The organism is Ectothiorhodospira mobilis (genome assembly GCF_900114895.1).
Classification (GTDB): Bacteria; Pseudomonadota; Gammaproteobacteria; order Ectothiorhodospirales; family Ectothiorhodospiraceae; genus Ectothiorhodospira; species Ectothiorhodospira mobilis_A.
In genome coordinates this window covers 150,130-170,236 of record NZ_FOUO01000006.1, presented here as the reverse complement: position 1 = coordinate 170,236, position 20,107 = coordinate 150,130, and the positions used below count along the sequence as shown (strand labels likewise).

General features: G+C 68.4%; 16 protein-coding genes. 8 read left to right on the top strand and 8 right to left on the bottom strand.

Going from position 1 to position 20,107, the window contains the following annotated elements; all coding sequences use genetic code 11:
- Positions 1-97: 97 nt before the first annotated feature.
- Positions 98-766: an OmpA family protein gene (locus BM214_RS06745; RefSeq protein ID WP_177217609.1), complete on the top strand. Its 669-nt coding sequence runs from the start codon at positions 98-100 to the stop codon at positions 764-766.
- A 149-nt stretch (positions 767-915) separates the two neighbouring features.
- Here BM214_RS06745 and BM214_RS06740 read toward each other — a convergent pair whose 3' ends face one another.
- Positions 916-3,300, bottom strand: a complete 2,385-nt coding sequence (locus BM214_RS06740; RefSeq protein ID WP_090484796.1) for a sucrose synthase — start codon at positions 3,298-3,300, stop codon at positions 916-918.
- 113 nt (positions 3,301-3,413) lie between these two features.
- On the opposite strand from BM214_RS06740, the gene BM214_RS06735 reads away from it, so the two are divergent.
- From BM214_RS06735 to asnB, 5 genes are read left to right on the top strand one after another with little or no spacing between them, the layout of a single operon-like run.
- Entirely contained in the window at positions 3,414-3,929 is a 516-nt protein-coding gene (locus tag BM214_RS06735) for a MarR family winged helix-turn-helix transcriptional regulator (RefSeq protein WP_090484794.1), read from the top strand.
- Positions 3,930-3,975: 46 nt separating this feature from the next.
- On the top strand, positions 3,976-5,232 hold the full coding sequence (locus BM214_RS06730) for a Zn-dependent hydrolase (RefSeq protein ID WP_090484792.1): 1,257 nt from the start codon (positions 3,976-3,978) through the stop codon (positions 5,230-5,232).
- Positions 5,229-5,963: a cysteine hydrolase family protein gene (locus BM214_RS06725; RefSeq protein ID WP_090484790.1), complete on the top strand. Its 735-nt coding sequence runs from the start codon at positions 5,229-5,231 to the stop codon at positions 5,961-5,963. The genes BM214_RS06730 and BM214_RS06725 overlap by 4 nt, the downstream gene beginning before the upstream one ends.
- A gap of 56 nt (positions 5,964-6,019) precedes the next feature.
- Entirely contained in the window at positions 6,020-7,087 is a 1,068-nt protein-coding gene (locus BM214_RS06720) for an aspartate/ornithine carbamoyltransferase family protein (RefSeq protein ID WP_090484788.1), read from the top strand.
- Between the two features lie 47 nt (positions 7,088-7,134).
- Entirely contained in the window at positions 7,135-9,147 is a 2,013-nt protein-coding gene (asnB, locus tag BM214_RS06715; protein ID WP_090484786.1) for an asparagine synthase (glutamine-hydrolyzing), read from the top strand.
- Between the two features lie 127 nt (positions 9,148-9,274).
- Here asnB and BM214_RS06710 read toward each other — a convergent pair whose 3' ends face one another.
- The 5 genes from BM214_RS06710 to BM214_RS06690 all read right to left on the bottom strand — a co-directional run bounded on the left by BM214_RS06710 (position 9,275) and on the right by BM214_RS06690 (position 15,354).
- Positions 9,275-10,168 (bottom strand): carbohydrate kinase family protein, encoded by an 894-nt coding sequence (locus BM214_RS06710; RefSeq protein ID WP_090484784.1) that lies wholly within the window; start codon positions 10,166-10,168, stop codon positions 9,275-9,277.
- A gap of 37 nt (positions 10,169-10,205) precedes the next feature.
- Positions 10,206-11,072 (bottom strand): endonuclease/exonuclease/phosphatase family protein, encoded by an 867-nt coding sequence (locus BM214_RS06705; protein ID WP_090484782.1) that lies wholly within the window; start codon positions 11,070-11,072, stop codon positions 10,206-10,208.
- 68 nt (positions 11,073-11,140) lie between these two features.
- Entirely contained in the window at positions 11,141-12,484 is a 1,344-nt protein-coding gene (ccsB, locus tag BM214_RS06700; protein ID WP_090484780.1) for a c-type cytochrome biogenesis protein CcsB, read from the bottom strand.
- A 43-nt stretch (positions 12,485-12,527) separates the two neighbouring features.
- Entirely contained in the window at positions 12,528-14,573 is a 2,046-nt protein-coding gene (locus BM214_RS06695; RefSeq protein WP_244887878.1) for a cytochrome c biogenesis protein ResB, read from the bottom strand.
- Positions 14,574-14,727: 154 nt separating this feature from the next.
- On the bottom strand, positions 14,728-15,354 hold the full coding sequence (locus BM214_RS06690) for a c-type cytochrome (RefSeq protein WP_090484775.1): 627 nt from the start codon (positions 15,352-15,354) through the stop codon (positions 14,728-14,730).
- Positions 15,355-15,519: 165 nt separating this feature from the next.
- Between BM214_RS06690 and yihA the strand changes: the two genes are divergently transcribed.
- Positions 15,520-16,152 (top strand): ribosome biogenesis GTP-binding protein YihA/YsxC, encoded by a 633-nt coding sequence (gene yihA, locus BM214_RS06685; protein ID WP_425319159.1) that lies wholly within the window; start codon positions 15,520-15,522, stop codon positions 16,150-16,152.
- A 505-nt stretch (positions 16,153-16,657) separates the two neighbouring features.
- Here the strand turns inward: yihA and BM214_RS06680 are convergent.
- On the bottom strand, positions 16,658-17,119 hold the full coding sequence (locus BM214_RS06680) for a YbjN domain-containing protein (protein ID WP_090484773.1): 462 nt from the start codon (positions 17,117-17,119) through the stop codon (positions 16,658-16,660).
- 175 nt (positions 17,120-17,294) lie between these two features.
- Between BM214_RS06680 and speA the strand changes: the two genes are divergently transcribed.
- Positions 17,295-19,175: a biosynthetic arginine decarboxylase gene (speA, locus tag BM214_RS06675; protein WP_090484771.1), complete on the top strand. Its 1,881-nt coding sequence runs from the start codon at positions 17,295-17,297 to the stop codon at positions 19,173-19,175.
- A 35-nt stretch (positions 19,176-19,210) separates the two neighbouring features.
- On the opposite strand, the gene bamD is transcribed toward speA, so the two are convergent.
- Positions 19,211-19,942, bottom strand: coding sequence for an outer membrane protein assembly factor BamD (gene bamD, locus BM214_RS06670; protein WP_280521886.1), 732 nt, complete (start codon positions 19,940-19,942; stop codon positions 19,211-19,213).
- Positions 19,943-20,107: the final 165 nt, after the last annotated feature.

The following is a 20,107-nucleotide window of genomic DNA, read 5'->3' as shown; positions in this document are numbered from 1 at the left end:
TCTGGCCATCCTGGGCCTGGCCCTTTTCACCACCCTGACAGGCTGTGCCAACGTTGCCCCCTATCAGACCGGAACCCCACCCCAACAGGGGGCCGGCATGACCGACCAGAACGATCCCGATGCCTCCTTCGGGCTGCGGGAAGCGCAGCTCGCCCGGGAACGGGCCGAAGCCAAGGCACGGGAGGCCGAGATCGCCCTGGCCCAGGCCCGAGCACTGGCGAGCTCGGCGAGGGAGCAGGCCGAGGAGCGCAGCCGCGAGGCCCAGGAGGCCCTCCTGCGGGCGAGGGAGCTGGAAGCACGGCTTGCAGGGGAGGACGACAGGGCAGACCGGCCCCGCATGAGCCGGGGCCCGGCCAGGGATCTGGCCGCCACGGGTCAACTGCGACAGACGGCGCGGGGCATGGTCCTCACCCTCGGCGACGTGCTCTTTGACACCGGCAAGGCCGATCTCAAACCGGGGGCCGAGCGCATGATCCAGCGCCTGTCGGATTTCCTGGCGGCCAACCCCGGCTATAAGGCCATCATCGAAGGCCATACGGACAGCACCGGCGATCCGGCCTTGAATCGGCGTCTCTCCCAACAGCGCGCGGAATCGGTACAAGAGGCCCTGGTGCGCAAGGGCATCTCCCCCGACCGCATCATCGCCCGGGGGTTGGGCTCGGACTATCCCGTCGCCACCAACGAGACCTTCGCGGGGCGCCAGAAGAACCGCCGCGTGGAGATCATCCTCTCCGATGAATCCGGGGACACGCCGGCCTCGCTCTAAGCGACGGGACACGCTGGGCAGGGTGCCCCACGCCATGGGGCCGGACCAGCGCCCGATCAGAGAAGGCATCACCGCTGGCGCGGTCCCATCCGCCTGACCCTGCCGGGCCGCGCAGCACAACCCCATCACCCCGCCGGGCAGAACAGGGCTCAGCCCTCCAGCCGCGCCGCCAGCGGGCGGTATTGCAGGGCGTAGAACATCTCCAGGTAGCGCCGGGTCTCGGCCCGCTCCAGGTTGGTGACGTACTTCCAGAACCCGTAGATGCGCGACAGGGTCATCATGCGCTCAGCGTAGCGCTTCCAGGTGTAGCGGGCCTCCACCCGGTCCATGCCCGCGCGGGAGATGCGGTCCCAATGCCCCGGGTCCGCCTCGCAGCGCTGGAAGAACTCCAGCAGCACATCGGCGGCCTCATCCCCGTGGTTGGGATCGATATGGTACCCGGAGCGGCCGTGCTCGATGATCTCCAGGGGACCGCCGTAGAGGGTGGCGAAGGTGGGCAGGCCCGAGACCATGGCCTCGATCACCGTGAGGCCGAAGGCCTCGAACAAGGCCGGTTGCACGAACACCCCCCGATGATCCGCCACATAGCGGTAGAGCTCCCCCGAGAGGACCTTGTCCAGACGCATCCCCAGCCAGCGCACCTGACCGTCCAGGCCGTGCTCGTCAAACAGGCGATGCATGTAGGCGATCTGCTCCTGCTCCTCCCGGTCGCCGGAACGGCCGGGATCCACATACCCCGCCACCACCACCAGATTGGCCCGCCGGCGCAGTTCCGGGTGTTGCGCATACCAGGACACCAGGCCGGTGATGTTCTTGATGCGGTCCAGCCGGGCCATGGTGAAGATCAGGGGCTTGTCCGGGTCCTCCAGCATACCCCGGGCCTCCGGGTGCGGCCCGCCGAAGAGCATCTCATGCAACTCCCCGTGCAGCCCACCCAGGCGCCGTTCCGTCTCTTGATGGGAGAAGTACACCTCGGAATCGGCCCCCGGGGAGACGATGTTGAAGCGCGGATCGAAGACATCGATGCCGTTCACCACGCGATAGAGCTCGGGCAGGGTGAAGGCGCCGTAACTCTCGTACTGGCCGATGCCGTGATCGGTACCGGCGATCTCCTGATAGGTGCTGGTGAGGATGAAATCCGCGGCGTTCATGGCGATCAGGTCCGCAGTGAACTGGCAGGAGAAATGGTACTGGTCCTCGTTCTCCCGCCAGTAGAGGTCCGAGTAGAGGTATTTGGTCTTCTCCAGGGCATGGGCGATGTTGCACTGGGTGACGTGCATGCGCGACGACAGCAGCGTGGCCACCAGGTTGCCATCGGAGTAGTTGCCCACGATCAAATCCGGCCGCCCCCCCAGCTCGGCACGCACCCGGGTCTCCACGTCGTTGGCGAAACGCTCCAGGTAGGGCCAGATCTCGAATCGGGAGATCCAGTGGGGCACCACCTCCCCGTCCCGGCCGCGGAAGGGCACGCGCAGGATCTTGGCGTTCTGGGTGCCGGAGATATGCTCCTCGGGCTGATCGCAGGTGGTGCCCCGGGCCTCGGGGATGAGGCGGGTCACCACCAGGATGCGGGGCTGGATGTCCAGGCCCTGCTCCGCCAGACGGGCATGCATCTCCCGCTCCAGGGAGCGCACCTGGTCCAGGATGTACACCACCTGCCCGCCGGTATCCGGCAGCCCCAGGACATTGGACTGGCCGAAGAAACCGTGGGGGCTGAGGATGAGCATGCTGAAGATCATGGGGATGCGCGCCAAAAACCGCTCCAGGGTCTTGGGGGAAGGGGCCTCCAGCAGCTCGGAGAGCAGTTCCAGGCTCTCCCGGATGCGCCCCACGTCCCGTCCCCAGCCGGCCTCCAGGCCCAGCTCCTGCAGGGTGTGGGCCACCGCATCCCAGGGGGTCTCGGGGTCCAGGCGGGCCAGGCGCTTCTCGGCGGCGCGGATGACGGCGCGCAGGCCGTCCACGTCCCGGACCCGGTCGTTGATCATCAGTTGATGCCCGTTGCAGCGGTGCTCGCGCAGGAACAGGAACAGCTTGTGGAAGCCCGCCCCGTCCCGGTCGAAGAGCTGGCTGGAGAGCTTGCGATTGAGGAATTCCACCCCCTGGCCGATGGAGCGGGATTCCCGCAGGTTGGGGAAGTGGCGCTGGAAGGCGCCGATATCGAACTCCAGGGGGCGGTACTCCTCCAGATGCGGGGCCACCAGCCGCTCCTTGAACTCCAGAAAGGCCCCCACGGGAACGGGCTCCACCGCCAGTTCGTCGGCATGGATGCGCAGATAGACCCAGCGGCCCACCTGCGGGCGCACGGAGAAGGAGATCCAGGGGGCGGTGATCACCGCCTCCTGCACGTCCTCCAGCATCTGCGTCAGGGCCGAGTACTCCGGCGGCGGTGCGGCATGCTCCGCGGCCAGGGCGCGGTATGCATCCTGCAGGTCGGAACGCAGCACGAAGGCCCGCCCCAGGTTCTGCAACCGGCGCAGCAGCAGGTAGGTGAATTCACGGTGCCGGGCGATGTCCTCCCTCAGGGCTTCCAGCATGCTGGGACCTCCTCGCGGGTGATGCCGTGGTGGGGATGGTGACCGGGGCGCATTTGTGCCTTCTCAAGGTGAATGTTATTGTACAAAAAGGATTTGTGCAAAAAGGTCCCCCCATGGCCCAGCCCAACCTGCGAACCGGCCCCGTCCCCGGGACCTCCCCGGGCCCCGAGGCCCGGGTGCAGACCGTGATCCGCCGCCTGCGGGTCCTGTTCCGCGCCCTGCAGGGGCATTCGCGGCGCATCCAGGAGGACTGCGGCGTGAGCGCGGCCCAGCTCTGGGCCCTCTGGGAAGTGCACCTGGAGCCGGGCCTGAGCGTCGGCGACCTCTCGCAACGCCTGAGCATCCACGCCTCCACCGCCTCCAACATGCTGGACAAGCTAGAGCGCAAGGGATTGCTGGCGCGCCGGCGCGCGGGCCGGGACCAGCGGGTGGTGCGCCTGTACGCCACCCCCGCCGGGCGCGGCCTGCTGGACACCGCCCCGGCCCCGGCCCAGGGGGAACTGAACCGCGCCCTGCAGGCCCTGCCGCGGGAGAGTCTGGCGGCCCTGGAACGGGGCCTGGGGGATCTGTTGGAGATCATGGAGACCCCGGACGAGCGCGCCGCCCTGCGTCCCATCACCGACGACTGACCCACCCCCGCGCAGTATGCGGGCATCCTTCCACCGGAGCCGACCCATGAGCCCCATCCGCATCGATTTCCCCCGGCTGCAACGCGACATCGAGGCCCTCTCGGCCATCGGCCGCGATGCCGACCGGGGCATCCACCGCATGGCCTTCACCGAGGGGGATCTGGCGGGGCGGCGCTGGTTCCGGGAGCGCATCCTGGAGGCGGGGCTGGAGTTCTACGAGGACGGCGCCGCCAACCTCCACGGCCGCCTGGACTGGGACGGCGAACGCCCCAGCGTGCTCATGGGCTCCCATCTGGACACGGTACCCGCCGGCGGGCCCCTGGACGGGGCCCTGGGGGTGCTGGTGGGCCTGGAGGTGCTGCGCACGGTGAAGGAGGCCGGGGTCCCCCTGCGCCACCCCCTGGAGGTGGTGGACTTCACCGACGAGGAGGGCCGCTTCGGCGGCCTGTTCGGTTCCCAGGCGGTGGCAGGGCAGCTCACCCCCGCCATGATCCATGAGGCCCGGGACCTGGAGGGGGTGACCCTGGCCGAGGCCATGGCCTCCTGGGGCCTGGACGCCAATGCCGCCCTCTTCGCCCGGCGCCCCAAGGACTCCATCCACGCCTACCTGGAACTGCATATCGAGCAGGGCCCGGTGCTGGACCGGGGCGATTTCAGCGTCGGCGTGGTGGAGGCCATCACCGGGCTGTTCAAGTGGGACGTGCAGCTGCGGGGGCAGACCAACCACGCCGGCACCACCCCCATGGACATGCGCGTGGACAGCTTCCAGGGCCTGGCGGAGTTCGCCGGCGAGATCGAGCGCATCCTGGAGGAACACGGCAGCCCCCACAGCCGCGCCACCATCGGCCGCGTGGAGCTGCGCCCCGGGGCGGCCAACACCGTCCCCGGCTACACCGGCTTCTCCCTGGACGTGCGCGACACGGACCCGGACACCCTGGCCAACCTGGCCGACGCCTTCCGCCGCACCCTCTCGGCCATGGCCCGCCGCCGGCAGTTGATGTTCGAGTTCCAGGTGCTGTCGGAGATCCCGCCCCAGCGCTGTGATCCCGGCCTGGTGCAGCTGCTCAGCGACAAGGCCCAAGCCCTGGACCTGAAGCACCTGCGCCTGCCCAGCGGCGCCGCCCATGATGCCCAGATCATGGCCACCATCACCCGCACGGGGATGATCTTCGTGCCCAGCCTGGAGGGGCGCAGCCACTCCTCGGCGGAGTGGACCAACTGGGAGGACATCGAGCGCGGGGCCAATCTCATGTTACAGGCCGTGCTGTCCCTGGCGGCGGACGGCCAGGAGGCACTTCAATGAGCCCGAACCGCGACAAGCGCTTCGACAGCGTCGACCCCCTGCGGGAGCAATACCGCGGCACCCTGATCACCAACCGGGCCCTCACCCGGGCCCTGGGCACCCACCACGCCGCCCTGCTGTGCATCGACCTGCAGTACCTGGACGCCGCCCGGGGCTGGGGGGTGTTCGCCGATGCCGAGCGCTCCGGCCTGCCGGTGGAGGCCCAGGACTACTACTTCGAGCGCCTGGACAGCGTGGTGCTGCCCAACGTGCGGCGCCTGCAGGACGCCTTTCGCGCCCAGGGCCTGGAGGTGATCCACACCCGCATCCAGTCCCTCACCCAGGACGGGCGCGACCGCGGGCCGGGGCACAAGCGCCTGGGGCTGCACGCCGCCCCCGGCTCCAAGGAGGCGGAATTCCTGGAGATCGTCGCCCCCCAGGACGATGAGATCGTCATCAACAAGACCGCCAGCGGCGTGTTCACCGCCACCAACCTGGAATACGTGCTGCGCAACCTGGGGGTCACGGCCCTGTTCATCGTCGGCGTCTACAGCAACGAATGCGTCTCCACCGCCATCCGCGACGCCTGCGACCTGGGGTTTTATGTCACCCTCATCGAGGACGGCTGCGCCACCGTGACGCCGGAGCTGCAACGGGCCACCCTGCTCACCATGAAGGACCGCTACGCCCGGGTGATGACCACCGAACAGGCCCTGGCGGAGCTGTCCAAGGTGGAGGAAGTCCCGGAGTAACCCGGGCCGCCCCCGCCCCGGCAAGGATTTCACCTTACAGCGAAGAGGCACAACCCATGGTCGACGACTCCCCGCTCCACAAGCCGCTCCGCCCCAAGGACGGCACCGCCGGCATCGAGCGCCCCCGGGCCCTGGCCGACAGCATCCCCGAACAGGCCGGGCCCCTGCTGGCCCTGGCCAGTCGCCACGTGGTATCCGCGCGCCAGTTCGACCGCGCCACGCTGGAACAGCTCTTCCGCCTCTCGGCCCAGTACGAGAGCACCCCGGCGCTGATGCACCTGCCGCTGCAGGGCAAGATCCTCATCAGCGCCTTCTACGAGCCCAGCACCCGCACCCGGCTCTCCTTCGAGAGCGCCTGGCACCGCCTCGGGGGGGACATCATGTCCATCACCGACCCCAAGAGCACCGGCATGGCCAAGGGGGAGTCCATCCAGGACATCGCCGAGATGTTCAACAACTACGGCGATGTCATCGTCCTGCGCAACAACGAGGACCGCGCCGTCTACGACATGCTGGACAGCCTGCGCATCCCCATCGTCAACGCCGGCAACGGCATCGACGAACACCCCACCCAGGCCCTGGCGGACCTGTACACCATCTTCAAGTGGCGCCCCGACCTGCTGGACCAGGATCTGCCGGCGGACCAGCGCATCCGCGTGGGCATCATCGGCGTGCCCAACCGCATGCGCACCGTGCGCAGCCTGCTGCTGCTGCTGGCCCGCTTCCCCGAGGCCGTGGACGAGGTGGTGCTGTTCACCGACGAGGACAGCCCCTTCGATCCCGACCAGCGGGAGGAGCTGGAGTCCGCCGGCCTGCGCCTGCGGGTGGCCCGGGACCTGGACAGCGAGCTGCCGGGGCTGGACGTGATCTACATCAACGCCATCGCCTGGGTGGGGGACGGCTACGAGGAACTGGGCACCGATCTCAAGCTCTCCACCCAGTCCCCCCTGAAGCCCGGATCCATCATCCTGCACCCCCTGGCCCGGGGGGAGGAGCTGTCCACCGACCTGGACCCCACCCCCCACAACTGGTACTTCGCCCAGGCCCGGGGCGCCGTGTTCGTGCGCATGGCCCTGCTCACCTGCATGGTGCGGCGGGTCAGCGAGGTCATGGACACCCCCTGAACCCCAACGCCCCGACCCCGAACCCGAATCCCCCGAGGAGAACCCCTATGTGCGGCATCGCCGGCGTCTTCCACGCCGATCCCAGCCAACCCGTCGACCCCGAGACCCTGGTGGCCATGGCCGCCATCCAGCACCACCGCGGCCCGGACGGCTTTGGCTACAAGACCCAGGACGACCGCGGCGTGGGCTTCTCCCACGCCCGGCTCACCATCATCGATCTGGACGAGAACCGCGGCCGCCAGCCGTTTGTCACCCCCGACGGCCATCTCATGCTGGCGGTGAACGGCGAGCTCTACGACTACAAGCGCATTCGCACGGACCTCACCTCCCGCGGCGCCAAGTTCCGCACCAAGAGCGACTCCGAGATGGTGCTGCACCTCTACGAGCGCTTCGGCCTGGAGGACATGCTCCCCTACCTGCGGGGTGAGTTCGCCATCGCCCTCTTTGATCGCCAGCACGACCGGCTCATGCTCATCCGCGACCGCTTCGGGGTGAAACCCCTATACTGGACCGAGGTGAACGGCCGCGTGGTGTTCGGTTCCGAGCTCAAGGTGCTGTTCGCCCATCCCGAGGTGCCCCGCCGCTTCGAGGCCCGGGGCCTGTACCACCAGCTCATGCAGACCATGGTCCCCGGGCAGACCGCCTTCGAGGGCATCCACCAGGTCAAGCCCGGACACGTGGTCAGCATCTCCCGCCGCCACGGCAAGCTGGAGATCCGCGACGAACGCTACTGGGACATGGACTTCCCGCTGCAGTCCGAACGCGGCCCGGAGAAGGACGAACAGCACTACATCGAGGGGGTGCGGGAGAAGCTCACCGAGGCGGTGCAGCTGCGCCTGGAGGCGGACGTGCCCGTGGCCTGCTACCTCTCCGGCGGCATCGACTCCTGCATCACCCTGGGCCTGTCCGCCGCCACCCAGCAGTCGCCGGTGAAGGCCTTTACCATCGGCTTTGACAACGACGACTACGACGAGACCGCCATCGCCCGGGAGATGGCCGAGAGCGTGGGGGCCGACCAGGACATCATGACCCTGAGCGCCGACCACCTCTACGACAACCTGGTGGAGACCCTCTGGCACGCCGAGCGCACCATCTACAACACCCTGGGGGTGGCCAAGCTGCTCATGAGCCGGCACGTGAACCAGGCCGGCTACCGGGTGGTGGTCACCGGCGAGGGCTCGGACGAGCTCTTCGCCGGCTATCCCTCCTTCCGCCGCGACATGTTCCTGCACGGCCTGGACACCCTCTCCGCGGCGGAGCGGGCCAGCTGGGAGCAGCTCCTGTCCGAGAGCAACCAGCTCTTCCAGGGGGCCATGCTGGCGGAGAACGAACTCCACGACCCGGCCCTGGACGCCCTGGTGGGCTTCACCCCCTCCTGCCTGCAGCCCTGGCTGGCCAGCGCCGAGCACGCCCCGGGCCTGATGGCCCCGCACCTGCGCGAACAGGTGCAGGGCTACGAGCCGGGGCGCGCCATCGCCGAGGCCCTGGACGCGGACATGCTGGAAGGGCGCCACCCCCTGGACAAGGCCCAGTACGTGTGGATCAAGACCATGCTGGAGGGGCAGATCCTCACCTGGGGTGGGGATCGGGTGGACATGGCCAACTCCATGGAGGCGCGGCCACCGTTTCTGGACCACCACCTGGCGGAGGAGGCGGTGCACCTGCCCCCGTCCATGCGCATCAATGGCCGCACCGAGAAGTACGTCCTGCGCGAGGCCATGAAGGGCCTGCTGCCCCGGGTGCTCTACGAGCGGGAGAAGTTCGCCTTCATGGCGCCCCCGGCCCACACCGACCCGAAGAAGTGGGCGGCCATGCGCGCCCTGGCGGACCAGTACCTGTCCGACGACGCGGTGGCCGAGGCCGGCCTGCTGGACCCGGCCGGGGTGAAGGCCCTGTTCGACCTGCACCAGGCCAAGGACACCACCGCCTCCACGCAGGTGCAGCTGGACGCGGTGATCAACCACATGATCGGGGTGCAGGTACTGCACCACCAGTTCGTGGCCCAGGACATCCCACGTCTGGCCCGCCGCAAGGCCGAGTCCCTGGGCTGGCGCCCCTGAGGCGCCGCGCCCGGGTCGGGGGCGGATCCCACCGGGGCAACGCCCCCGCCGGGTCCGGCCCCGTTCAGCGGCCAAGGACCCAAAACGTCCGGGCGGGGGATCCCCCCGCCCGCAGCCACAAGCCCCTCTATCCCTCCCAGGCGCCCATGGCCTCTGCGTAGAACCCCGGCTCCTCCGTGGTGGCCCCCTGCAGGGTGCACACCCGCGAGGCGAAGAGGGAGGCCCGCTCCAGGATCAGGTCCCAGCCCCAGCCCGCCATGAGCCCCGCCAGGGCCACGGCGCTGAAGGCGTCCCCCGCCCCCACCGTATCCGCCAACGCCTCCACCGGCGGGGCCTGCAGGGCATGCACCGCCCCCTCCCGGGTGAGCACCATGGCCCCTGCCTCTGCGCGGGTGACGATGAGGGCATCCAGGTCGAAGCGGGCCAGGGTCATGCGCGCCTGCACGTCCAGGTCCTCCTGCTCCACCGGCGCCAGGGCGGCCAGTTCCTCCTGATTGAGCTTCACCCAGGTGGCCCGGGCCATCCAGTCCTGCACCTGTTCCCGCTGCCACCAGGGGGCCCGCAGGTTCACATCCAGGAACACCGGCGCCTCCAGGGCCTGCGCCAGGGCCTCCAGGGCCGCCCGGGAGCGCTCCCCGCGCAGGGCCAGGCTGCCGTGATACAGAACCCCGGGGCGCTCCGGCACCGAGGCCAGGGCCGCCTTTGGGTCGATGTGGTCATAGGCCTGGTCCGGCAGGATCTCGTAGCGGGGGCTGCCCGCCTCCAGGGTCACCCGCACCTGGCCGGTGGGATGCTGCGGGTCCTCCTGCAGCCCTGCGTCCCCCAGGCCCCATCGGGCCATGGCCCCGCGCACCCGCGCACCCAGCTCATCAGCCCCCACGGCGCCGATGAAGTGGGGGTCACGGCCCAGCCCCCGCAGGTTCCAGGCCACATTGAAGGGGGCACCCCCGAGGACGGCCTGATCCCCGAAACGATCGAACAGGACCTCCCCGAAGATCACGGGCACGGCATTGCGATTCATGTCGGGCCTGCGGCGCTGCATCCTGTCCCTCCCGGCGTTACGAAAGCAGGGTGGAGGCGGCCCGACCCGCCGCTTGCGGGCAGTGGGCGAGCCGCACCGTGTCCGGCACCACCAGTTCCACCCCCACGGGCAGGTGATCCGAATAGTTCAGGTTATAGACATGCACCCCCCGCAGCCCCAGCCCCGGTGTCACCAGGATATGGTCGAAGGCATGCATGGGGCGCCAACTGGGGTAGGTCTTGGCCCCGTCCAGGGGCTGCTGCAGACGAGTATGGCGCACCAGCCGGCGCAGTTCCTGGGAATGGGCGGGGGTGTTGAGATCCCCCATCACCACCACGTGCTCGTACTCCCGCAGCACCTCCCCCAGGTACTGCAACTGGCGCATGCGCGACTGCCGCCCCAGGGAGAGGTGCACCAGCAGGATCACCAGGGAGTCCTCCCCCCGGGCAGCGCCGAAATGGGCCTCCAGGGCGCCGCGTCCGGGGATGCGCCCCGGCAGGCGGTGCTCCACCACGGAGTGGGGCTGATAGCGGGACAGGAGCCCCAGGCTGTGCTTGGCGAAGCTCCCCAGGTTGCGGTTGGTCTGGCTGTACCAGTAGGGCAGACGGCTGCGCTCGGAGAGGTACTCCGCCAGGTTGATGAAATGGCTGCGCAGGCTGCCGGCATCCAGTTCCTGCAGCCCCACCAGGTCAAACCCGGCGATGAAACGGGCGATGCTGTCCAGGTTGCCCAGCCGCCCGCCGTAGGGCAGGAAATGCTTCCAACTGTTGGTGAGGTAGTGATGGAAATGGGCGGCGGCGATGCCCACCTGCACGTTGTAACTGAGGATGCGCAGGCACTGCCCCTCCACCGGCGGGGTGCTGGGCCCCATGTCCAGATCCATGGGGGTGCCCAAGGGCGCCATGGGCCACCGGCGCCCCGGGGATGGCGGCAGACTCGCCCGCAGACGGTCAACCCGCGCCCCCGCCATGTTCAGAGCTCACCGTAGGAGTGCAGGCCACCCAGAAACATGTTCACCCCCACGAAGGCGAAGGTGGTGAGGAACAGGCCGATCACCGACCACCAGGCCATGGGCGTGCCGCGCCAGCCCTTGGTGAAGCGCATGTGCAGCCAGGCGGCGTAGTTGAGCCAGACGATCAGGGCCCAGACCTCCTTCGGGTCCCAGGACCAATACCCGCCCCAGGCCTCCGCCGCCCACATGGCCCCCAGCACCGTGGCGATGGTGAAGAAGGCAAAGCCCACGGCCACGGACTTGTACATGGTGTCATCCAGCAGCTGGCGCCCGGGCAGACGCCGCGCCAGCAGGCCGCCCGGACGGCGGCGCTCGCCCCAGTCCCGCAGGATGTAGGCGATACCCAGCATGGCGGCGATGGCAAAGCCGCCGTAGCCGATGAAGTTGGCGGGCACGTGCACCTTCATCCACCAGCTCTGCAGGGCGGGCACCAGGGGCTGCACCTGGTGGGCCTGCTGGTCCAGGGTGTAGTAGAGCAGGAAGGCCACCGCCGCGCTCACCAGCAGCAACACGAAGGCCCCCATGCCGCGGTTACGGGTGCGGCCCTCGTAGTAGAGGTACATGAGCACGGTGATGATGCAGAAGAGGACGAAGACCTCCCACAGATTGCTCACCGGGATATAGCCCCAGGTGGGATCGTGCAGGTAGGTCTCACGCCAACGCACGAACAGGCCCGAAAGGCCGAAGGCGGCGGCGGCCCAGGCCAGGGCGCCCCCCACATGAGCGGTGAACTCCGTGCGCACCAGGGGGCCGGCCAGGGCGCCGGTGGCGATGATCAGAAACAGGGGGGCCACCCACTGCATCCCCGGGACGATGCCGGCGCTGCCCAGCCACAGCAGCCCGGCCCCCACCACGGCGGTACCTCCCCCCACCGCCAGGCTGGCGGACAGCCCCTCGCCGCCCTCGCCGCGGCGGAACATGTGGGCCATATAGGCGGCGGTGGACATGAACAGCAGGGCGCACATCCACATCACCGCGGACTGCCCCGAGAGCAGGTATTCCAGGAAGAAATTGGACTCGGCGTTGGCGAGATCATCGCCGTAGGCCAGCACCCCCAACAGGCTCATGAGGGCCACCGACAGGGCGAACGGGCGAAAGGCCCGCCAGTACCACCCCAGCCATATGACCACCCCCACGTGCACCACCAGGGTGAGGATCTGGTAGATGTTCATCCAATCGCCGAACAGCGCCAGGGTGACGCCGCCGGAGAGCAGCACCAGCACCGCCCAGAGCCAGTCGGCCAGGGACAATCGCCGCAGCAAACCGGGTCGGCGGACCGCGAGGGTATCATGGGGGACGGACATGGGCCTTACCTCCCGTGGAGTGTGCACGCAGGATGGACACGGATCATCGGGCTTGCCGCCCCCCGGTCCCGTTCTCCCCGCCGGCGGACGTCTCCTGCAGGAGATCGCGGCTCAGGGCGGCGAATTCATGGTCGAATTCCAGCATATTCCGGTTCGCCGTGCCAGCGAAGAGCAGGCGGCTGCCTCCGTCCCCGCGGGGTTGCACCACCAGCCAGCAGCGGCGGTGGCTCACGTAGAGCATGAGAAAGACGCCGATGATGAGCATGAGGCTGCCGAAATACACCACCTTCTGCCCCGGGGCCTTGGTCACCATGAGTCCGGCGGCCTGGTGCAGCTGATAGTCCCGCAGGCGCACGAACAGGGGCGAGCCGTAGCGCGGCAGGGCATCCAGGGCGGTGAGGGCATCGTCCAGCCAGGCGGCGTCGTCCCCGCGCATCTCCGCGATCCCTTCCGCCTCCAGCACCCTCAGGTAAAGGGCCCGCAGGGTCTCGTTGAGCACCCGCCCGAAGACATCCGTGAGCCGGTCCCACTGGGGCTCGGGCACGCGCTGGCGGATCTCGCCGATGACGGCGTCATACCCCCCCGCCGCGAACAGCTCCATGAGCCGGATCATGGTGTTGCGCACCACCTCCCGGGGCACGCGGTCGTCCTCCCCACTGAACTGTTTGGCAGCCTCTCCGGCCACCTCATCCACCACGGACTCCACCACCTGGCGGTCGTGCAGCCGGGCCACCAGGGCCATGAAACGGTCGATCCCCTCGCCGTCCGGGTCCACGGGGATGTAGAGATAGCGGAAGGGCTCGCCGGTGCCGGCGCGTACCCCGCTGATGAGATAGCGGCGCCCGTCCCGTTCTACGGGCTCCATGAGCTGATGGTAGTAGCGGGTCTCGCCGTCGGGACCGTGCAAGGCGTATTCCATGCTCGGGCCCATGTCATGCACCCGCTCGCCGCCCTCCTCGTCCAGCTCGCGGGAGAGGTTGGTTTCACGGAAGTTCAGAAATTCCAGGGTGTAGACGCTGCCGTCGCTGAGGGACTGCTCGTAGCGGCCATGCACCCGCACCGTCACGCGGCGGGGTTCCTCGGCACTATGGCCCAGCAGGTACATATCCAGCATCAGCAGGGACCCGGCATCCCGGTAGCTGGACTGGTAGATGGCGTAGCCCCGGTGCACCAGGGGGTGGTTCACGCTCACCGTGTGCTCCATGGGGGCCTCCAGGGTGTCGTCGTGGATCACCACGTCGGACTCGTAGGAACGCTCCTGGCCGTTTTCGTAGCGCTGCACGCGGAAGTCCTTCACCTCGATGGCAAAGGGCAGTTCCTGCACCACATAGCCATCCCCCAGGTCCAGGAAGACCACGTCGGCGCTGCGCCCCTCGGGGATCTCCACGCTGCCCCGGAAGGAGGGATTGGATGGCTCCACGCGGCTCTTTGGCGGCACCTGCGAGGCGGGGATCTGCCGCGTCTCAGGCTCCAGCCCCCCCAGCAGCTGGGCCGCCATGAGGGGTACGCGCCCATCGATGAGCCCTCCGATGCAGATGACGACAATGGCCAGATGGGTGAAGAAATAGCCCAGGCGATTGCCGCCGCCGCGCATGGCCGAGAGCACCTCGCGGCCGTCGGCATCCTGGCGCCGGCGCAGGCGGTAGCCCCGGTCCCGCAACACCGCCTGTGCCCGTTGCATCACCGTATCGGGCGCCTCGGGGTGGCATGGCCGCGACTCCTTGTGAGCAAAGCGCTCCAGGGACTTTTCCCGGATATCCAGGCGAAAGCCGCGCATGTCCCGCCACATCATGGGGGTACTGCGATAGACGCAAACCGTGGTGGAGACCACGAGGAAGGCCAGGATGAGCAGGAACCAACTCGCCGTATAGACGCCGTACAGCCCCAGGGCATCGAACACCTCATACCAGAAGGGCCCGAATTGCATGAGATAGGTCTGGGAGGGCTGATTTTGGGGCAGGACCGTGCCCAGGGCAGCGGCCAGGGCCAGGGTCAGCAGCAGGGCGATGGCGAGATGCATCGAACCCAGGAAGCCGATGAGGACGGACCATCGGGACGGGCGGGGGGCCGCCGGGACATCGCTGGACATACGGCTCATAGGGTCATGAAGGGGTTTCCGGGTAATGCCCCTTTGACCCGTTCGGCGCCATGAGTTCAGCCAAAGGGGTCCTATGCCGCAAGGGTGCACCGGAAAAAAACGGGGTGACCGAAGTCACCCCTGGCTACATCCTGGGGATCCTGGATCACCGGGGATCCAGGCTCTCCATGTACTGGGTCACGGCCTCCATCTCCTTTTCGGTCATGCGGCCGGCCACATCGCGCATCATGCGGCTGGGATCGTTGTGGCGCACCTCGTCATGGAACTGGTGCAACTGATCCAGACTGTAGGTGGCATGCTGCGCCGCCACGGAGGGGAACAGGGCTGCCGGATTCCCCTTGCCGTTGGGACCATGGCAGGCCACGCAGGCGGCCACGCCGGTCTGCAGGTTGCCGCCGAAGTAGACCTTCTTGCCCAGGGCCAGGGTCTGCTCGTCGCCGCTGGGACGGCCCGGGGCCGTCTCCTGGGAGGCGAAATAGGCGGCCAGGTCACGCATGTTCTGCTCCGTCAGATCCGCCACCTGGGCGTTCATCAGCGGGTGGCTGCGGCGCCCCCATTTGTAGTCCATCAGCTGCTTGAACAGGTAGTCCTCGTGCTGGCCAGCGATCTTGGGCCACTCGGGGTTGACGCTGTTCCCGTCCGCCTGGTGACAGGCCACGCAGGGGGAGGACAGTGCACGACCACGTTCCGGATCACCGGGCTCGGCGGCATGCAGGGAGGCCGAAAGGGAAACGGCCAGCGTTGCGGCGGCGATGACGACAAGTTTCTTCATTGAATGCACTCCTGAACCTGAAACGGTATGCCCTTCGGGTTTGCTAACCTGTGGTGATCGGACGCACGGCGGGCGCCGCCTTAAAATGACCGCATTGTATAGCATACTGAACCCATTGCCGCAAAAACGGCGGGGTTGGACCCTTCCCCTTGCACGAGCCCCTGCATGAACCAAGAAACCATCCCCCCGGACTACACCCGGGCCGCCTTTTTCACCAGTGCCGCCCAGTTCAAGGACCTGCCCCCGGAGGCGGGACGGGAGGTGGCCTTCGCCGGCCGCTCCAACGCGGGCAAATCCAGTGCAATCAATACTTTATGCCGCCATAAGGGGCTGGCCCGCACGAGCAAGACCCCGGGGCGCACCCAGCTCATCAACTTCTTCTCCCTGGACGGGGACCACCGCCTGGTGGACCTGCCCGGCTATGGCTACGCCAAGGTGCCCGAGGCCGTGCGGCGGCGCTGGGGGGAAACCATGGCGGCCTATCTGGGCAGGAGGCAGAGCCTTTCGGGGCTGATCCTGGTCATGGACATCCGTCATCCGCTGACAGAGCACGACTGGCAGATGGTGGGCTGGACCCAGGAGCGTGCCCTGCCCCTGCACGTACTGCTCACCAAGGCGGACAAACTCAAGCGGGGCCCCGCCCTGAACACGGTGCAGCGGGTGGCGCGGGCACTGGGGGAGGCGGACGTGGAGGCCACGGTGCAGCCCTTCTCCGCCCTCAAGGGGCAGGGTGTGGACGACGCCCGCTCGGTGCTAGACGCCTGGTTCCTGGGCGAGGCGCCCCGGGGCGGAGGGTGAGCCGCGGTGCTGCTGCGCCCAAAAAAAACCCCGGGGACCATCGGGGGGATGGCCGTGTCCCGGGGCAGAACGCGGCTCGATTGGGGGCTCGAGCCATCCCGCTCAGGGAGGAAAGCGGGAAGCGCCGGGCTGCAGCGCTTATTGATAAGACCCAATCCCCGGGGCAAAGTTCACCGCAGGACTCGGGTATCACCGGGGCTGGATCCGCGCACCAAAAAAAGGCCCCGGACCGCGGGGGCGGCACCGGGGCCAGTCTTGGGCTCGACTTGGGGGAGTCAGAGCATCCCGCTCAGGGGGTTAAGCGGGAAGCGCCCCATCCGGGACGCTTACTGAGAATGACCCATACGGGGCGGGAAAGTTCGTGTTCCCGGCAGGAAACTGCGGAAATGTGAGTCCCTTCGCACCTTGTCCGGTGAATATCCACGAGCCGCGGCCCCGCCCGCAAGTCCCGCGCCGCAAGCTGAAGGCGCGGCGGGCCCCGCCGGCGGGGCCGCACCCAAGGGCGCTATTGGCCCAGGACCTCGCTCTTGAACTGGCCCAGGGCCACGCGCCACCAGTCGATGGTGTCATCCAGATTGCGCCGGCTCACGCCATAGCGCAGATTCACGTTCATCTCCAGCACCGGATCCCCCTCGTCGTCCAGATAGGCCTTGCCGAAACGATAGCCCTCGTTCCAGGCATTCATATCCTCCAGGGTGTACTGGCCGTCCGTCGCCCAGGCACTGCTGAAGCGGATGGTCTTGCAGTTACGGTTGTCCGAGCAGCCGTAGAACATGATGGAATAGCGCGTCCCGTCCATGCGCCCCGTGATCATGGGGTCTCCCACCCCGTCCGTGCTCAGGTTGGCGGAGCCATAGCCCCGGGCCAGGTTCATGACCTGCTGCGGATCGGTGGCATCCACCAGATCCGCGGCCCATACCGGCTGCACCACCGCCAGCATCACGCCGGCCAGGATCCCTTTCCACATCGTTATTTTCCCCGTGATGAATGAACCCCCATTGTCGGCGGTCGCGCCCATTTCGACAATCCTCAAAATCCCCCCGGGCGGGGAGACCTCGGGGCGACGCGCAGAAGGCGCCACGGCATGGCCTTGGCTTCTCCCTCGCGGGTATCATGGGCGCCGCACCCGGAGTGAGACCCCCATGAACGACTGGAACACGGATTCCGCCCGCCGCACCTACAACATCGACCACTGGAACGGCGGCTACTTTCACGTCAACGATCAGGGCCGCGTCCTCATGCGCCCGCCCACCCACGGCGATCATCCCGGGGTGGATCTGCACGACCTCATCCAGCGGGTCAAACCCCTGAACATCGACGTGCCGGTGCTGGTGCGCTTCCCCGACATCCTCACCGACCGGGTGGACCGCCTCACCCGGGCCTTCGAGGCGGCCTTTCAGGAGTCGGAATTCCAGGGCCATTACACCGCCCTCTACCCCATCAAGGTGAACCAGCAACGCAGCGTGGTGGAGCGGGTGCTCTCCCACGGGGCCGACCGGGTGGGCCTGGAGGCGGGCAGCAAGCCGGAGCTCATGGCCGTGCTGGCCCTCTCCCGCCCCGGCGGGGTCATCGTCTGCAACGGCTACAAGGACCGGGAATACCTGCGCCTGGCCATGATCGGCCAGTTGCTGGGTCACCGGGTGTACATCGTCATCGAGAAACCCTCGGAACTGGCGGGGGTCATGCGCGAGGCCCGGGACCTGGGGGTGCGCCCCTGCCTGGGCGTGCGCATGCGCCTGGCCTCCGTGGGCAAGGGCAAATGGCAGAACACCGGCGGCGAGAAGGCCAAGTTCGGCCTCTCCGCGGCCCAGGTCCTGCACCTTCTGGAGCAGTTGCGCCGGCACGACATGCTGGACTGCCTGCAACTGCTGCACTTCCACATGGGCTCGCAGATCGCCAACGTGCGCGACATCCAGGCGGGGATGTTCGAGGCCTGCCGCTTCTTCGCCGAACTGCACCGCCACGGCGCCCCCATCGGCGTGGTGGACGTGGGCGGCGGCCTGGGGGTGGACTACGAGGGCACCCGCTCACGCAACCTGTGCTCGGTGAACTACAGCCTGCAGGACTACGCCAACAGCGTCGTGCGCATCCTGGCCAATACCTGCCGCGAGTTCGACCTGCCCCACCCGGAGGTATTCACCGAATCCGGCCGCGCCATGACCGCCCACCACGCCGTGCTCATCACCAACGTCATCGACACCGAGCGCGCCCCCGTGGCGGCGGACATCCAGCCCCCGGAGGAGGACGCCCCGGCGGTGCTGCTGGACATGTGGCAGCTGTTCGAGCGCATCGGCGAAACCGCCCCCACCGAGGTGTTCCACAACATGCTGGACTGGCTGGGGGAGGTGCGCTCCATGTTCACCCACGGCCTGCTGGACCTGGAGCACCGGGCCCTGGCGGAGCAGATCTACTTCGCCACCTGCCGCCAGCTGCTGTCCACCCAGGCGGACCGCCTGCCCCGGGACATCGGCGACGACCTCAACGAGAAGCTCTCGGACAAGTACTTCTGCAACTTCTCCGTGTTCCAGTCCATCCCCGACGTCTGGGCCATCGACCAGATCTTCCCCATCATGCCCCTGCACCGCCTCAACGAGCGCCCCACCCGCCGCGGCGTGCTGCAGGATCTCACCTGCGACTCCGACGGCCACGTGGACCGCTACGTGGACGGCGAGACCACCGCCCCCAGCCTGCCGCTGCATGAACTGCGCCCGGGGGAGGACTACCTCATCGGCATCTTCATGGTGGGGGCCTACCAGGAGATCCTGGGGGACCTGCATAACCTCTTCGGCGACACCGACGCCATCAACGTGGTGCTCAAGGGGGACGGGGACTACGAGGTGGTGGAGCCGGAGCAGGGGGACACCGTGGCCGAACTCCTGCGCTACGTGCACTACGACACCGAACTCCTGGCCGGGGCCTACCGCCGCAAGGTGGCCGACGCCCCCCTGGACCCGCCGCAACGGGAACGCATCCTGGCGGAACTGGACCACGGCCTGGCGGGCTACACCTACCTGGAGGACTGACCCCGCCGGCCTGCACCCGCGCTCAAGGCCGGGATTCACGGCAGGGGGATGGGGGCCTCCGTAGCGTCGTCCTCGCCCGCCTCCCCCATGGCATCGGCGGGCAGCCGGTCCATGCGCCGGCGCAGCGCCCGGGCCCGCGCCTCCTCCCCCCGGGCCTCATGGATCTCTGCACGAAGTGCCAGGGCCTCCTGGGCCTGCGGGGTATCGCCGTAGTGCTTCTCCACATACTGCGCCCGCGCCAGGGCCTCCTCCGGGTCCGCGGCCGCCCGGGCGGCCCGCAGTTCCGCCGCCGCCAGCCCCTGGCGCAACCGCATCAGGTAGGGCACCGCCTCCTCCCGGTAGGGGGAATCCGGATAACCCCGCACCAGATCCCGGAACAACACGAAGGCCCCCCGCGCGGCGGTGCTGTCCCGGTCCGGCTGCGGCGGGTCCTCCCCGGCGTGCAGGGCCTCCCACTGCCTAAAGCGGGCCACGGCCGCCAGGTAGCGGGCGTAATCGGCGTGGGTGTGGCGCGGCGCGGCCTGCAGGAAACGCCGGCTCTCCTCGAAGGCCGCCTCGGGATGCCCGGCATGGAGACAGGCATAGGCCGCCTGCAGCCGCCCCTCCAGCACCGCCGCGCTCGTGCCCGCCCCTTCCAGGCGCGCCACCGCCGCCCGCGCCCCGGCGCAATCAGAGGCCGCCACCGCCGCCTGCAGATCCGGCCCCTCCGGCACGGACTCCGGGGCCGAGGGCGCGGTGGCACAGCCGGACATCATCCATATCCCCATGGGGAAGACCGCAAACGCGGTATATCGGAAACGCTCTTTGAGAAAGGTTTTGCAGATCATAGAAACGACGGCCTCGAATGAGGAAAGGGCAGCATAGCCTGTTTGTTGGGACCTTTCCCATGGGGAAGGGATACCACCCCGAGAAGATCAGCAGCATCCGATCCG

Excerpts from the sequence above, each read along its gene's own strand:
- BM214_RS06735 (WP_090484794.1), top strand. The coding sequence starts at position 3,414 with ATGGCCCAGCCCAACCTGCGAACCGGCCCCGTCCCCGGGACCTCCCCG.
- BM214_RS06680 (WP_090484773.1), bottom strand. The coding sequence starts at position 17,119 with ATGTGGAAAGGGATCCTGGCCGGCGTGATGCTGGCGGTGGTGCAGCCG.
- BM214_RS06710 (WP_090484784.1), bottom strand. The coding sequence starts at position 10,168 with ATGAATCGCAATGCCGTGCCCGTGATCTTCGGGGAGGTCCTGTTCGAT.
- bamD (WP_280521886.1), bottom strand. The coding sequence starts at position 19,942 with ATGGGGATATGGATGATGTCCGGCTGTGCCACCGCGCCCTCGGCCCCG.
- speA (WP_090484771.1), top strand. The coding sequence starts at position 17,295 with ATGAACGACTGGAACACGGATTCCGCCCGCCGCACCTACAACATCGAC.
- yihA (WP_425319159.1), top strand. The coding sequence starts at position 15,520 with ATGAACCAAGAAACCATCCCCCCGGACTACACCCGGGCCGCCTTTTTC.
- BM214_RS06705 (WP_090484782.1), bottom strand. The coding sequence starts at position 11,072 with ATGGCGCCCTTGGGCACCCCCATGGATCTGGACATGGGGCCCAGCACC.
- BM214_RS06730 (WP_090484792.1), top strand. The coding sequence starts at position 3,976 with ATGAGCCCCATCCGCATCGATTTCCCCCGGCTGCAACGCGACATCGAG.
- BM214_RS06720 (WP_090484788.1), top strand. The coding sequence starts at position 6,020 with ATGGTCGACGACTCCCCGCTCCACAAGCCGCTCCGCCCCAAGGACGGC.
- BM214_RS06695 (WP_244887878.1), bottom strand. The coding sequence starts at position 14,573 with ATGTCCAGCGATGTCCCGGCGGCCCCCCGCCCGTCCCGATGGTCCGTC.
- asnB (WP_090484786.1), top strand. The coding sequence starts at position 7,135 with ATGTGCGGCATCGCCGGCGTCTTCCACGCCGATCCCAGCCAACCCGTC.
- ccsB (WP_090484780.1), bottom strand. The coding sequence starts at position 12,484 with ATGTCCGTCCCCCATGATACCCTCGCGGTCCGCCGACCCGGTTTGCTG.
- BM214_RS06740 (WP_090484796.1), bottom strand. The coding sequence starts at position 3,300 with ATGCTGGAAGCCCTGAGGGAGGACATCGCCCGGCACCGTGAATTCACC.
- BM214_RS06690 (WP_090484775.1), bottom strand. The coding sequence starts at position 15,354 with ATGAAGAAACTTGTCGTCATCGCCGCCGCAACGCTGGCCGTTTCCCTT.
- BM214_RS06725 (WP_090484790.1), top strand. The coding sequence starts at position 5,229 with ATGAGCCCGAACCGCGACAAGCGCTTCGACAGCGTCGACCCCCTGCGG.
- BM214_RS06745 (WP_177217609.1), top strand. The coding sequence starts at position 98 with ATGACCGACCAGAACGATCCCGATGCCTCCTTCGGGCTGCGGGAAGCG.